Origin of the sequence: Pinibacter soli (assembly GCF_029961145.1) — a bacterium.
In the GTDB taxonomy this organism is placed as follows: domain Bacteria; phylum Bacteroidota; class Bacteroidia; order Chitinophagales; family Chitinophagaceae; genus Pinibacter; species Pinibacter soli.
Window position 1 is genome coordinate 85,465 of record NZ_JASBRG010000008.1, and the last position, 14,979, is coordinate 100,443.

General features: G+C 41.0%; 10 protein-coding genes. 1 reads left to right on the forward strand and 9 read right to left on the reverse strand.

The genetic code is table 11. The features are described 5' to 3' along the window. Nucleotides 1-523: 523 nt before the first annotated feature. The 9 genes from QJ048_RS22875 to QJ048_RS22915 form a co-directional block, all read right to left on the reverse strand. Nucleotides 524-1,360, reverse strand: a complete 837-nt coding sequence (locus QJ048_RS22875) for a DUF2911 domain-containing protein (protein ID WP_282336787.1) — start codon at nucleotides 1,358-1,360, stop codon at nucleotides 524-526. Nucleotides 1,361-1,509: 149 nt separating this feature from the next. Further along, nucleotides 1,510-2,043, reverse strand: a complete 534-nt coding sequence (locus tag QJ048_RS22880; RefSeq protein WP_282336788.1) for a hypothetical protein — start codon at nucleotides 2,041-2,043, stop codon at nucleotides 1,510-1,512. Nucleotides 2,044-2,361: 318 nt separating this feature from the next. Beyond that, nucleotides 2,362-2,892 (reverse strand): hypothetical protein, encoded by a 531-nt coding sequence (locus QJ048_RS22885; protein WP_282336789.1) that lies wholly within the window; start codon nucleotides 2,890-2,892, stop codon nucleotides 2,362-2,364. A gap of 275 nt (nucleotides 2,893-3,167) precedes the next feature. Then, nucleotides 3,168-4,223 carry a S1 family peptidase gene (locus QJ048_RS22890; protein ID WP_282336790.1) on the reverse strand — a complete coding sequence of 352 codons (1,056 nt, stop codon included), beginning with the start codon at nucleotides 4,221-4,223 and terminating at the stop codon, nucleotides 3,168-3,170. A 391-nt stretch (nucleotides 4,224-4,614) separates the two neighbouring features. Beyond that, entirely contained in the window at nucleotides 4,615-6,117 is a 1,503-nt protein-coding gene (locus QJ048_RS22895; RefSeq protein WP_345774548.1) for a glutamate synthase subunit beta, read from the reverse strand. Between the two features lie 154 nt (nucleotides 6,118-6,271). Next, nucleotides 6,272-10,786, reverse strand: a complete 4,515-nt coding sequence (gene gltB / locus QJ048_RS22900) for a glutamate synthase large subunit (protein ID WP_282336792.1) — start codon at nucleotides 10,784-10,786, stop codon at nucleotides 6,272-6,274. A 585-nt stretch (nucleotides 10,787-11,371) separates the two neighbouring features. Further along, the gene (locus QJ048_RS22905; RefSeq protein ID WP_282336793.1) at nucleotides 11,372-11,884 is read right to left on the reverse strand and encodes a peroxiredoxin; all 513 of its coding nucleotides are present in this window, start codon (nucleotides 11,882-11,884) and stop codon (nucleotides 11,372-11,374) included. 152 nt (nucleotides 11,885-12,036) lie between these two features. Continuing rightward, nucleotides 12,037-13,110, reverse strand: coding sequence for a 3-oxoacyl-ACP synthase III family protein (locus QJ048_RS22910; protein ID WP_282336795.1), 1,074 nt, complete (start codon nucleotides 13,108-13,110; stop codon nucleotides 12,037-12,039). 168 nt (nucleotides 13,111-13,278) lie between these two features. Further along, complete coding sequence (locus QJ048_RS22915; protein WP_282336797.1) at nucleotides 13,279-13,896, reverse strand: porin family protein; 618 nt, start codon at nucleotides 13,894-13,896, stop codon at nucleotides 13,279-13,281. A 176-nt stretch (nucleotides 13,897-14,072) separates the two neighbouring features. On the opposite strand from QJ048_RS22915, the gene QJ048_RS22920 reads away from it, so the two are divergent. Next, on the forward strand, nucleotides 14,073-14,846 hold the full coding sequence (locus tag QJ048_RS22920; RefSeq protein WP_282336798.1) for an NIPSNAP family protein: 774 nt from the start codon (nucleotides 14,073-14,075) through the stop codon (nucleotides 14,844-14,846). Nucleotides 14,847-14,979: the final 133 nt, after the last annotated feature.

The window sequence follows — 14,979 nt, forward strand, 5'->3', positions numbered from 1 at the left end:
AATTTTTTAAAATGTGATTTATTTTGATTTTCTGAATACTAAAGCGGCTATTTATTGAACTGAAATTAACTTGAAAACAGTATTAGGTTAAAAAATTCAACAAAAAATGATTCGAAAAAAAATGTTTAAGCGTTATAATTTTTGCTGGTTTTGCAATATAATATAATCGGAAAGACCGGTTTTGACTGTAAAATGGAAGAATGTCGTTTTATTAATATGTTTTTAAAATGAAGTTTATTTGAAAAAAATAGGTGAAAATAAAATAATGACGATAATGTATAATGTATAATTTATTGATTTATTCATGACCACTGTATGGATCTGGCGACAAAAGTCTTATAGTTGCCGCCGGATGCAATTCTTGGGCTATTATTACATAGTATGTGTGTTGTGTGTTTAGGTTGGTATTAAAAAAGCAGCCTCTTTTGAAGACTGCTTTCTTAATAACATTGAGATTCTACGTGCAATGATAGTTGCTCCTAAACGCGTTAAGTTATAAACGTTTGGTGTTCAACGCCAAACGCTATTTTAATGTTGCCAGTAACTTTTGATTCAACGCCACATAATCTTCATTGCCTGCTTCTTTCGATAGTTCTATTGATTTCTGCGCTGTAGCTTTTGCTTCTTCCTTTTTACCAAGTGCAGCTAATGCTTTTGCTTTTTGATAATATATAAAGAAACCTTTTGGATTTTGCTGTATTGCTTTGTCGAACCACGTGATTGCCTGGTTTAAATCTCTGTTGGTTTGAACATAGTACATTCCTGCCTGGAAATAAGCCGGCTTATCAGACTTCATGTTTGCTTCGATCTGCGCCATGATCTTTCCATCAATATCAGCACTAACGGGAATGCTTACGGATGTTTTGTCCCACATAATATTAATATTAGCAGTATTTGACTTTACATCTGCCACCTCTATGGTCATGGATTCAACAGAAGTTTTTAGTTTGTGGGATTTTACTTTGAATCTTGCAACATCTTCAGATTCTTTATAACCAACCACGCCGCCATTTTTTACACCGGTATTAAGAATGATCTCCCATTCGTCGGCGTTTGGAATTGTGTACAAAGCATATTCGCCTGCTTTTACTTTTTGTCCGCCAATGGAAACATCTTCGCCAAATGCGATTTTTGTAGCGCCGTTTGCACCTGTGCGCCATAGTTTGCCGTAAGGCACAAGATCACCAAAAATTTTTCTGCCATTTACAACCGGTCTTGAGTAAGTGATTTCGATAGAAGACAATGCGAAATCCTGTTTTACGGTTTGCGTTGGAGAAGGAGCCGGAACCTTAAGGCTCTGTGCGGACGCATCAAAATGCAATGCACTCAATAGGCAACAAGCAATAAAGAGTTTTTTCATGATCTAAAATTTGAAGCAAAGGTAGGGGCGAATCGCATTCGTCCTCGCACAACAGCCCGGGGGAGAATTAAAAATTGAAAGTTGAAAATGGAACCCCCGACTAAAGTCATTCAGAAGGGCATTCCATTTTCAACTTTCAATTCCAACTCTTAATTATTATTAAACAGCTTGCCGGTAAAATTTCCTGTGATCAATTCAGTGCCGTAGTGAAGTTCGTATGTAACGTCGTACATGTCGAGATGTTTGTTCATCGACACCGTTCCATTGGTAAGCGTGTTGAATGCAATACCGTTTGAATAGGTTGTGTCGTATCGGTAAGTGCGGTCGAGTATAACCGTTGCTACGTCGAAGTTTTTTGTGGAATCAAAAGATGGATCCTTATGATCTTTAAAAGTAAACTTGCCTGTTGTGTACCTTCCGTCTATGACTTTATTATCGTTGAGAAGAATGTCCACTTTGTAATAGGGTCCAATATAAACAAGGTTGAAGCGGAAATCCACAGAGGAAAGCGTCATATGTGTCCCTGAGTTGTTCTTATTGGTAAAAGTGCCATAAGGAACAGAGTACACGTCTGCATTATGAGAAAGATAATTACTGCGGTCTATTTGTTTTTTTTGACACGAGCTTAATGTCAGTAAAAAAATAAACGGCAATAAAAAGGTTGCGAAAAGACTTGTTTTCATTTTAAAGGGGTTATGCACTGGCATGTTAATTTAGACAAAAATAAACGCCGCTTTCAAATTATCCTTTAGCAAACCGACTAAGTTTTTTTAGAAAAAGCAGTTTTTCATCACATTTTGTTGGTACTCAATGGAATAAAGGTGTTTGGGTAAAATAAGAAAAAATAAAGCCGCAACAGGTATTGCGGCTTTTAACAACTATAAAATCACGAAAAATGTCAGTTTCGGGAAATGAGTTTTGGGTGATGCGTTGCGATCTGATAAGGCAAATTGCATCATTAATCATTCAACCCCAAAGAATCATCGCTACCCAAAAAACTCTTACAGACCTGAAATCTTGCCGTTATACTGGCCTGAAATTGTACCAGACTTATAAGTAAGGTTATAGGTAATAGTATAAACATCACCGCTTTTAGCCACGGTAATAGTGCCACCTGTGAGGTCGTCCTCGATCAATTGAGTACCGCTTGTGTCATCCGGCGTTCCGTTTTTAATGTCCATATTTATTCCAAAATCGGCAGAAGAAAAGTTTTTCTTTTTGTCGAATCCATCTGAACCAAAAGCTTTGAATGTGTATGTGCCGGCCGTTAAAGGATAACTGGCAAACTCAATAAAGCCCATCGAAATTTTACCGGAAGTAAGGATCTTGCTTGGATCGACAGAAAGGAAAGTGAGGTCGGTGTACTCTGCACCGGCGCTAGCTTCTCCACTTCCCGCTGCGTAAGGTGTTTGATAACTTTGAGAGGCATAGGTAAACGAGTTTGCAGGGGTGCCATTATCTTTTTTGCAGGAACCCATTGTGAAAGATGCTACAATGGCAATTAAGCCAAACAAAAGACCTTTTGTTTTCATAGTTTGAATTTTAAAGTTTAGTGGTTGTTACTATAAACTACGCTAATATATAACTGCGTTGAGTAAAATCCAACTTATGAAAGGGATATGTGTGAGGTTTACAGGTTAACACTTAGAAGTAGCTGAGAAGAAGTTAGTAACGAATAACTAAGTAGGCTAGCCCCCAAACAATCAGTTGTCAGTTATTTCCCAAAAAAGCCTCCCGGGAAATTTCCCGAGAGGCAGTAAGGTTAAAGACTTTCGCTCATTTATTTGATAATCTAGACTGTTACTCTTTAGTCTGGTAGTGTGAGTTTAGGTTTTTTATTTAAGAGTTTTTGTAAGTGACACGCCAGCACTCCATAGTTAAAATTGTTTTCGTCAGCATAACCGCAATAATTAATGGCTACAAGTTGCCCGTTGCCATTAAATACCGGACTGCCACTGCTGCCTGCTAACGAGGGTATGCTATATAAGACTCTGTAGTCATCATTATCTTGCGAAACTTCTCCTTTGGTTAGTTGTACTTTAATTCCTTTGGATGTCTGAGCGATTTCAGGACCACAATTATAACCAACCAGAAACAAGGGCGTGGTAACTTTAATGGTATCTTTTTTGTCTACGATGTTACCTACACCTGTATTTGTGCTAAACACGTCTATACCTTTCCCGATATTACCGGGTTCGCTTTTTGAATCGGTTTGGATAATTGCCAGATCAACATTTTTGTTATCTGTAAGAGAGTACAAATGGCAAAAGTATTCATTGGTGTCGTCAGTGGAGCCGTCCAGGGTAATGCCCAACTCAACTGGAATTATTTCTATTTTGAATCTTTTACTGACAACAGTTTCTATTTTCCTCTTCAATTCTATTTTTGAGTCAATGACATTATGAAAATGTGCAACCGAGGTATTCTCTATATCTTCTTCTTCCTCATCTCCTCCTTCGTCTTCTTCGTTACCGGTAGAAGAATTTTCATCGATGTTTGCAGGTAAAAAGTTAGAAAAATATAAAGAGTCATCCGGGTGATTCCGTTTTAGTCTTTGCGCATAATACTTAATGTCAGACTTGATTCCTTCGTGTTGGTCTCTCATTTCCTGGATAACAGCGGCTTTAAAATTTATCTCGGACAACAACTGACGCAAACCACCACAGGCAACGTGGAAATTAGTAGCAATCAATCCGTTTTTACCAATAAAAAAACCTGTGCCATAACAGGAGGACGCATTTTCTTTGGCATCTTCCTCGTTGAATGTAAAGCCGCTTATATTACTGCCGGATATGGTGTTAAAAAAGGCGACGCTTTTATCTTCAAATGTTATTTTGTAATAACTTTTATTTTTTATGAGCACTACGCTTTTTCGAAATTTTTCAAATAGTTCGCTTGTTGATAAAGCGGACAATTTTTGTTCATGATTTTTACAACTGAACAATAAAAGGGGGATATAGAGTAAATAAAGGAAATGTTTCATTTAAGGGCTATTCTTTGGCTTTTAATAGGTAGCGTTTAATAGTAACGAGTGAATGGGAAAAGTCAATCAACAATCAGAGAGTAATTTGAGAACCATTTTTTCAAATGGCCCTGATTGTTTGATAACAGGCTGCTAGTTAGGGATTTTTTTAAGCAGGAAATAGTCTATTCAGACAAACTTTTTTATTGTTCCGCCCAAAAAAAAGCCTCCCGGGAAACTTCCCGAGAGGGCATACATATGGCAGATAAGTTGAGAAAAAATCAAGCAATAATTAGAGAGCCAGTTCGAGATTCATGTCCTTGCTTTCAAGCAGAGAGAAGCCCATAAGGAACTCATCTACTTTGCGGGCGCATTCTCTTCCTTCGCTGATGGCCCACACTACCAGGGACTGACCGCGGCGCATATCGCCGGCTGTGAACACTTTTTGAATATTTGTCTGGTAAGCTTTTTCTGAAGCCTGCACATTTCCTCTTTCGTCAAGATTAATGCCCAGTTCTTTTAGCATACCTACGTGTTGCGGATGTACAAAGCCCATTGCTAATAAAGCCAATTCGCAAGGAATTTCTTTTTCGCTGCCCGGTACTTCTACAAACTGCGCAGGACGACCGTCTTCTGTAAACTTCCACTCAAGTTTTACTGTTTTCAAGCCTTTCAGGTTGCCGTTGCCATCACCAATAAATTCTTTGGTGCCAATTGCCCAGTCTCTGTCTGCTCCTTCTTCGTGAGAAGTAGATGTTTTCAGGATCATAGGATAAGTTGGCCAAGGCATAAACGGTGTACGTGAAGAAGATGGTTTTGGCATCAGTTCAAACTGTGTGATGGATTTCGCACCATGACGGTTTGAAGTTCCTACACAGTCACTACCTGTATCACCACCACCGATCACTACGACATTCTTATCTGTTGCAAACACATGCTCAGACAATATATTGCTTTCGATTGCTGCATTAGCTAAAGGATCTTTTGCAGCATTGCGTTTGTTTTGTTGTTTCAAGAAATCCATTGCGTAATGAACACCGTTCAATTCACGTCCGGGGATTTTCAAGTCTCTTGGAACAGTAGAACCACCTGTTAATACAATTGCATGGTATTCTCTTAAGATGTCGTCTACTTTTATATTCACGCCTACATTGGCATTGTATTTAAAAGAAACTCCTTCATCTTCCATTACTTTAATTCTTCTGTCGATCACCCATTTTTCCAATTTGAAATCAGGGATGCCATAGCGTAACAAGCCGCCGGCTGCATCATCTCTTTCAAACACAGTTACAGAGTGACCCGCATAGTTCAACTGTGCTGCTGCAGCAAGACCCGCAGGACCAGAACCAACTACCGCTACTTTTTTACCAGTGCGAACGTTTGGTGTGCGTGGTTGCACAAAGCCTTTATCGAAAGCGATCTCGATGATGTGTCTTTCAATTTCTTCAATCGCAACTGCTGGTTGGTTGATGCCTAACACGCATGCATGTTCGCACGGAGCTGGACAAATACGACCTGTAAATTCAGGGAAGTTATTTGTTGAGGTTAAAATTTCGTACGCCTCTTTCCATTCTTTTCTGTAGATAGCGTCATTGAACTCAGGAATAACGTTTCCTAAAGGACAACCGCTGTGACAGAAAGGAACGCCACAATTCATACATCTTGCGCTCTGTTGATTGAGCTGTGTGTCGGAATATCTGTTTACAAATTCGTTGTAATCTTTTTTACGCTCTGCTACCGGGCGTTTGCTCGGCAACTCTCTTGTGAACTCTAAAAAGCCTGTTGGTTTGCCCATCTTTTTATAGTTGTTGATTGTTAGTTGATAGTTGTTTGACAGGGAGATCTTCGATCTCTTTTTGTTTGCCATTGAAGGACAGAGGTACTGGGAAAACTTTGGTAGAGAACTTTGTATTCTCAGTACCTCTGTGTTTCTGTGGCTAATTTCTTCGTTACGCTTTCTGCTTTACACCTTTTGATTCCTTCAAGGCTTTCTTGTAATCTTTCGGGAATACTTTTACAAAATGTTGTAGCTGGTTTTCGAAATCGTCCAGTACAAATTTTGCAACGGTGCTGCCTGTGTAGTCGTAATGTTCCTGGATCATTTTCCTTAAGCCTTCAACATCGTCATGGCCAACCGGATCAAGGTCGATCATTTCCATGTTGCAGTTGCCAGGGAATGTTCCTTTCACATCGTACACGTAAGCGATACCACCACTCATGCCCGCAGCGAAGTTTCTTCCTGTGCTACCAAGAATTACTATAGTACCTCCGGTCATGTATTCGCAACCGTGATCGCCTACGCCTTCTACAACAGCCTGTGCGCCTGAGTTACGAACCGCAAATCTTTCACCTGCTTTACCGCGGATGTAAGACTTTCCGGATGTAGCGCCATAGAAAGCAACGTTACCAATCAAAATATTTTCTTCAGGAACAAAGCTTGCCTGTTTTGAAGGATAAACTATCAGCTTGGCTCCGCTAAGACCTTTACCAAAGTAGTCATTCGCGTCACCTTCCAGTTCCAGTGTAACACCGTTTGTATTGAATGCACCAAAGCTTTGTCCGGCAGTTCCGGTAAGTTTGATGTGAACGGTATCTTCCGGCAAACCAGCCGCTCTGTATATTTTAGTTATTTCGTTAGAAAGTACAGTACCTGTAGTTCTGTCTGTATTGATGATATCGAAAGAAGCTTTTACTTTTTCTTTTTTCTCCAATGCAGGTTTAGCTGCTTCCAGCAATTTCCAGTCAAGGATGTTTTGCATCAGGTGATCCTGTTCTTCCATGTTGTACATACCTGTGAACTCTGCAGTTGGCTCTTTGTACAAGATTGGAGCGAGGTTCAGCTTGCTGTATTTCCAGTGGTTGATGTTGTCCCTTACTTCAAGGTGTTCAACCTGACCGATCATTTCTTCTACAGTTCTGAACCCAAGATCAGCCATGATCTCTCTCAATTCCTGTGTAAGGAATTTGAAGAAGTTCACCACGTGATCAGCATCGCCTGTAAATCTTTTTCTCAGCTCGGGATCTTGTGTCGCAACGCCTACCGGACAAGTGTTCAGGTGACATTTACGCATCATGATACAACCTTCTACTACTAGAGCAGCAGTTGCAACACCCCATTCTTCAGCACCCAACAATGCAGCCACGGCAATGTCTCGGCCTGTTTTCATTTGTCCGTCAGCCTGCAATACCACACGGCTACGCAACCTGTTTTTCAACAAAGTCTGTTGCGCTTCTGCAAGGCCAAGTTCCCAAGGCAAACCTGCGTGTTTGATAGAGCTCAACGGAGATGCACCTGTACCACCATCGTAACCCGCGATCAAAACTACGTCTGCTTTTGCTTTCGCAACACCGGCAGCGATGGTACCAACACCTGCTTTAGATACCAGCTTCACGCTGATACGTGCGGCACGGTTGGCATTTTTAAGATCGAATATTAATTGCGCCAGATCTTCAATTGAATAAATGTCGTGGTGCGGAGGAGGAGAGATCAAACCTACACCCGGTGTAGAGTGACGAGTTTTACCGATCCAATCGTCAACCTTGTGGCCCGGCAGCTGTCCGCCTTCACCTGGTTTTGCACCTTGCGCCATTTTAATTTGCAGTTCGTCTGCTTCGGTAAGGTATAAGCTCGTTACACCAAAACGTGCAGAAGCAACCTGCTTGATGGACGAACGCATAGAATCGCCGTTGGCCATTTTCTCATAGCGTCTTTCATCTTCACCACCTTCACCTGTATTGCTACGGCCACCTAAGCGGTTCATTGCAACAGCAAGGGTTGTGTGTGCTTCCCAGGAAATAGAACCGAAGCTCATGGCACCTGTTGCGAAGCGTTTGTATATTTTTTCTGCGGGTTCTACTTCATCAATAGAAATAGAAGGACGGAGATGTTTGAATTGGAATAGACTTCTTAATGTAGCCGCTTTCTCGCCTTGTTCATTCACTGTTTTCGAGTACTTCTTGAACGTATTGTAATCGTTCATGCGAGTAGAGTGTTGCAGTAAGTGAATAGTGGTCGGGTTGAACAAGTGGAACTCGCCTTTACGTTTCCATTGGTAAACACCACCTACAGATAATCTGTCAACCGGAGTTTCTTTTTTGCTGAAAGCGTATTTGTGTTTGGTCAAAGTTTCACGTGCGATTTCATCAAGGCCCATACCTTCAATGCGGGATGTAGCGCCGGTGAAATATTTGTCCACTACTGCTTTGTTGATACCAATGATCTCGAAGATCTGAGCACCTTGATAAGACTGCAAAGTAGAGATACCCATTTTAGAGAATACTTTCAAAAGCCCGTCGTTAACGGCTTTCACGTAATTCTTTTTCAGGTAATCAGGTTCCAGATCAGTTTGCAGTTTACCGCTCAACTTCATGTCCCTGATAGAGGAAATAGCAAGATAAGGGTTAATGGCTGTGGCACCGAAACCTATTAAACATGCGAAGTGATGGACTTCCCACACGTCTCCTGCTTCTACTACCAAACCTACACGTCCACGGTATCCTTTGCGGATCAGGTGGTGGTGCACTGCTGCTGTTGCAAGCAATGAAGGTATAGCAGCGTGATCTGAATCAATCGCTCTGTCGGAAAGGATCAATACTTCGAAACCATCTTCCGCAGCATCTACTGCATAACGACAAAGACGGTCAAGGCCCTTTTGCAATGAACCCGGTTTGCCATCGGCACGGAAATAACATTGCAAAGTTTTAGCCTGGTAAATGCCTGTATCAATACTTCTGATCTGCTCCAGTTCATGGTTATTAAGTACAGGCTGTTTGAGAGCTACACTATGACAAGCAAGCGGATCTTCTACAAGAAGGTTTCCGTTATTACCAACAAATGTTGCAAGTGACATAACCAAACGCTCACGAATAGGATCGATTGGCGGATTGGTTACCTGCGCGAAAAGTTGTTTAAAATAGCTGGTGATATGTTGTGGCTGATCGCTCAACACGGCCAGAGGCGCGTCAGTTCCCATAGAACCGATTGGTTCTTTACCTTCAAGCGCCATTGGGGCGATGATTGTTTCGAGATCTTCTGTTGAGTAACCAAATGCTTTTTGATATTTGAAAACCTGCTCGCTTTCAAGGTGAGTGAACATAACGCGAGGCTCAGGCAATTCTTCCAAACGGATCTTGTATTTGTTCAACCATTCGCCGTAAGGTTTTTGTCCGCAGATATTAGCTTTCAGCTCGTCATCGCTGATGATGCGGCCTTGCTCCATATCTACCACGAACATCTTACCCGGCTGCAGGCGACCTTTTTCTTTTACCAGGCGCTGATCAACAGGCAAAGCACCTGTTTCAGAAGCCATGATTACGCGGTCATCTGTAGTAACGCAATAACGTGAAGGACGAAGACCATTTCTGTCAAGTGTAGCACCGATGATTTTTCCATCTGTAAATGAAAGAGACGCCGGGCCATCCCAAGGCTCCATCATTGCAGAATGATATTCGTAGAATGCTTTTTTAATTGGATCCATTTCCTCGTTGCCATCCCATGCTTCCGGCACCAGCATCATCATTACGTGAGGCAGTGAGCGGCCGCAAAGAGTAAGCAATTCGATCATGTTATCGAGGCATGCAGAGTCAGACTGACCATCTGTAACAAGTGGCAGCAACATTTCCATTTCTTCCTTAGAGAAGTAAGGAGAAGTGAAACCTTTTTCGCTTGTTTTAAGCCAGTTGAGGTTACCTTGAAGTGTATTGATCTCACCATTGTGTGCCACATAACGGAAAGGCTGAGCCAGTTTCCATGATGGGAAGGTGTTGGTAGCAAAACGGGAGTGTACAAGGCCGAAGGCACTTACTACGCTTTTGTTGCTAAGATCAGGAAAGTAATGGCGCACCTGGCCGCTGGTAAGCTGACCTTTGTACACCAATGTTTTATAAGAAAGAGACGCTACGTAGAAACCGATAGCATCTTTTTTAACCGTACTATTGATGGTGTGTTGTGCATAATTGCGCAGCACAAATAACTTACGTTCGAAATCTTCCGGATTGCTGATGTGATCCGGGCACGCGATGAACACATGTTCCATTTCAGGTTCTACAGACAATGCTGTAGGTCCGATGTCATCAGGATTAACTGGAACTTTTCTCCATGTAATAATTTCAAGGCCGAGCTTTTCAGCACTGCGAATGAAAATATCACGGCATTCTTCACGCAGTTTAATTTCCTTTGGAAAATAGATGGCGCCAACACCATATCTGCCATAAGCAGGAAGGTGCACACCAAGTTTAATACACTCTTCAAAGAAGAATTCGTGAGGAATCTGGATGAGGATACCCGCTCCATCGCCGGTGTTGCTTTCGCAACCGCAGGCTCCGCGGTGTTCCATGTTTTCCAGGATGGTTAACGCGTCAGACACGACCTGATGGTTCTTGTTGCCTTTTATATTGGCGACGAACCCGATCCCGCACGCATCACGCTCAAATTCGGGAGAATACAATCCAACGTTACTTGCCATAGCAGCGCAATAGTTTTTGTTAAGAGAATTATTACCACAACAGTTTTGTTGCAATCAGTTAGCTTGGTTACTTGTGCATTAGGACAAGCATTATTTCATTGGCAGACTACAAATATAATTCACTTATTTCACTAAATTGTTAGATATGCAATATTTTATCGAGCATATCATTATTTTAAATTTATTTTTTTGTGAATTATTTGGATAATTTTCAGAAATGACTTTTTCGGGCTGATTTTGATCTTATTTCAATTTAGTGAAAAAACGCGTAAAAAGCGAATACGTTGGCTGGTGGCTTTCAGTAAAATCCGAGTGGGAGATTTACGAGATATGTAAATTGGAGATAATGTGATAAGGGTGAGGGAGATGCGATGATGATATCTGCGATATCTTATTTAACCGCAAAGGGCCCAAAGGTTGCGCAAAGTGAGTAAAGGTTGTCGAAGAAATAAGAAGAACCTACCGAAAGAAAAAAAGTTCTTTTCCTATGCATTTATGTCGCTGGTCATGGATGCGCAAAGTAATACCTAAATAACTCTCCGTTTCCTTTGCGTAACCTTTGCGCTCTTTGTGGTTAAAAGAGCCTTAGGAACCTTTCAAAAACTCCAAAGTCTTCTCCGCATGTGCACTGCCGTTACTGAAGGAATCGAAGGTGTAGACGATTTTCCCCGTGAGATCAACGACAAATGTTTTCCTTCCCGTGATAAAGAATTTCCCCTTTACCCCAAACATCTTTAAAACCTTGTTATCCGGATCGCTCAGGAGTGTAAAAGGCAATTGATGATTCGTAATGAAATCGTGGTGACTTTTCACACTAGCCGAATTGATGCCCACTACAATCGCCCCGGCGTCTGTGAAATCTGTATAGCTGTCGCGAAATGAACAGGCTTCTTTGGTGCATGCAGGACTTTCATCTTTGGGATAAAAATAAATGACCAGTTTTTTGTTGCCAATGTAGTCGGCAACATTAAACAAACTATCATTCTGATTTTTCAATGAAAACATTGGGATGGTATCTCCGACAGCAAGTTGTTTTGTTTGTCCCTTGCAGGAAATGATCAGGATGCTACAAACCAGAATGGCGAATATCTTTTGCATAAAAATTATTTATCGAGTGCAAATTGAACGGCACTTCAGCTTAATTTCTCAATCATGTTTATCTACGCCATTGAATAGGTTGACGAATGTTTGAGTTATCAAATCTTTGTCAGTCGTGTGTGTATTTCGAATAACAAATTTGGGATTATTAACTATGGCATTTTGTAGCAAATGGCGTTAATATTCATTCCGGCACCTACGGACGCAAATACAATAATATCTCCTGATGCTACAGAATGTCCGGCAACATTGGATTTGAGTACCATGTCAAACAATGTAGGTATGGTGGCTACTGAGCTGTTGCCAAGTTCCTTAATGTTCATTGGCATTACATCCAGCGGAGCATTGTTAATGCCATAAAGTTTATACAATGCTGTAATGATCGCTTCATCCATTTTTTCATTTGCCTGGTGAATAAAGATCTTCTTTACGTCTGTTATGTCAACGTTGCTGGTTTCAAGACAAACCTTAATAGCATCCGGTACAAATTTTAATGCGAACTCGTATACTTTTCGCCCCTGCATTTTTATATATCGAATGCGGCTGTCTGATTCCGGAAAATATGATTTGCCAAGGTATATGTAATTAAGTTCATCGATAGCGTAGGACCTTGCGCTAACGCCAATGATGCCTTGTTGTTTTCCTCCATCATCCTTCGACTCGAGTATACATGCTCCGGCGCCATCACTAAATATCATGCTGTCTCTATCATGTGAATCTATTACGCGACTCAGTGTTTCTGTTCCTATGACCAGGCATTTTTTTGCCACGCCCGCTTGCATGAATGCATGTGCTTGTATCAGCGCCTGCACCCAACCGGGGCATCCAAATAAAATATCGTAAGGAATACAGGCTGGATTTTTTATGCCAAGTGTATGCTTTACCCGCGAAGCAAGTGATGGTACAGCATCTGTTTGGATAGTATGCTTTATTACATCTCCAAAATTATGTGCAACAATGATCTGATCGATTGTCTCCGGATCGATGCCTGCATCCTGAATGGCAAGTACAGCCGCGCTGGCTGCCATGCTTGATGCCGTTATATTTACAGGCGCATAACGCCGCTCTTCAATGCCCGTTATTTTTTCGAACTTTTCAATTATCTCAAGATTATCCTGCTTAAGCGCCTCGTGGTTTTCAGTATAAAAACTGTTTATAGCAAATTCTTTATTGTACTTGGTTATAGATGGAATGTAGCTGCCGGTACCAGTAATTATAGTTGACATAATAGGGAGATATGGGTGAACATATTGTTTCAATGAAGGTACGCCTTATACAAAGGCAAAGTGCACAAAGGAAACACAAATACCTGCAGATTTAACGCTTAAGATGTTCAGGGCCGACAAATAAAAATCCCTGCAATGCAGGGTTTTTAAAAATGTATTTCAAGGAATTTAAAAGAATACACCCACGTTCAATGCGATATAAGAAATTTTTGAAGAAAAGCCTTCTGATTTCTTAAACACGTTGCTAAGACCGCTGTTGTAAGTAATGCCTAGCAATAAACGAGTATTATCCTGCAACGTATATTCTGTACCGCCGCCGATCAGCAAGCTTGCTTTTACAGGCTGTAGATCACTTGAAATGCTTGTTTGATCACCCGCATCATTTTTTATTTTGCCACCTATTTTAAAGCTTGGCATAAAACCAAACTGTCCGTAATATCTGAATGGGTTAGACGAAGATTTATTTGTTTTCAGTTTTAATGAAATAGGAAGGTCCACATAAGAAAGACGCATTTTTAACTGGGTCTCTTTGCTGCCTAAATAGTTCAACTTGCCGCAGATATTTGTAATGGCGAGTTCGGTTGCAAAAGCGTAGTTGTCGGTGATATAAAAATCGCCCATAATGCCATAGGAGTAACCGATACGCGGACCGCCGGATGTTGCATTTCCTTCTGTTCCGTTGAACCAACCAACTAATGGGTGGATCTTAAAACCAAGGTCAACTTTTTGAGCGAAGATGCATTGTGTCGCAGCAATAAAAAGAACGAATAAAATTGTCTTTTTCATAGTTACAAATTGATTGTTTAAAAATAGTTTTTCATAAAGTGCCCGCAGGCGCCCCGGGATTCCGACCGCGAAAATAAGGGATTGAGCAATATGTTGTTTGGGGGCAAGTACTTGATATGAAAGAAGTATTTTTCCTATATGTGAAATTCTCTTTTATCTTAAACAAAATTTACACGATGCGACACTTGGTATATCTTCTTGCACTAACGATCATCAGCAACTTTTCTTTCTCACAAAAAACAAAAAGGGAATACTATGAATTGAAAGTATATCGTTATAAAGATTCTATTCAGGAAAAGATATTGGACGCTTACTTTAGTCAAGCATATATTCCTGCCGTACATAAAGCTGGAGTAAAAACAGTAGGCATTTTTAAAGCGATAGCAAACGATACAGCTGCAGAAAAGGTTATGTATATTTTGACGCCATTTAAGTCGTTGGAGGAATTTGCTTCAATGGATAAAAAAATGAATGCAGATAAAGATTACCTGCAAAATGGAAGCGCCTATTTAGACGCAGCTTATAACAAAGCGCCTTACATCCGCACTGAAAGTATTTTGCTATATGCATTCGAATTGGCGCCGAGGCTAATAGCTTCCGGCTTACAATCTCCTAAAAGCGAAAGACTGTACGAACTAAGAAGTTATGAGAGCCCAACGGAGAAACTATACCGAAATAAAGTGAAGATGTTTAACCAGGGTGGCGAGATTGATATTTTTTCAAGGCTTGGTTTTAATAGTGTGTTTTATGCAGAAGTGATTGCTGGCAGCCATATGCCGAACCTTATGTACCTAACCACATATGAAAACAGAAAGAGTCGCGACGAACATTGGAAAGCTTTCAGCGCTGACCCTGCGGTGAAAAAGTTGTTTGCAACGGATGAGTATAAGAACAATGTTTCGAAGGCAGAGATTATTTTTTTGAAACCGGCGGAGTATTCGGAGCTGTAAACAAATAGGAATTAGAAGTTAGGAATTGTGCGCTTTGTAGAGACGCATTGAATGCGTGTCTCGGGGAGTTGCTCCGTTGCGGCCACCGCGAGAAATAAAAAAAGCCTTCCATTTCTGAAAAGCTTATATGTAC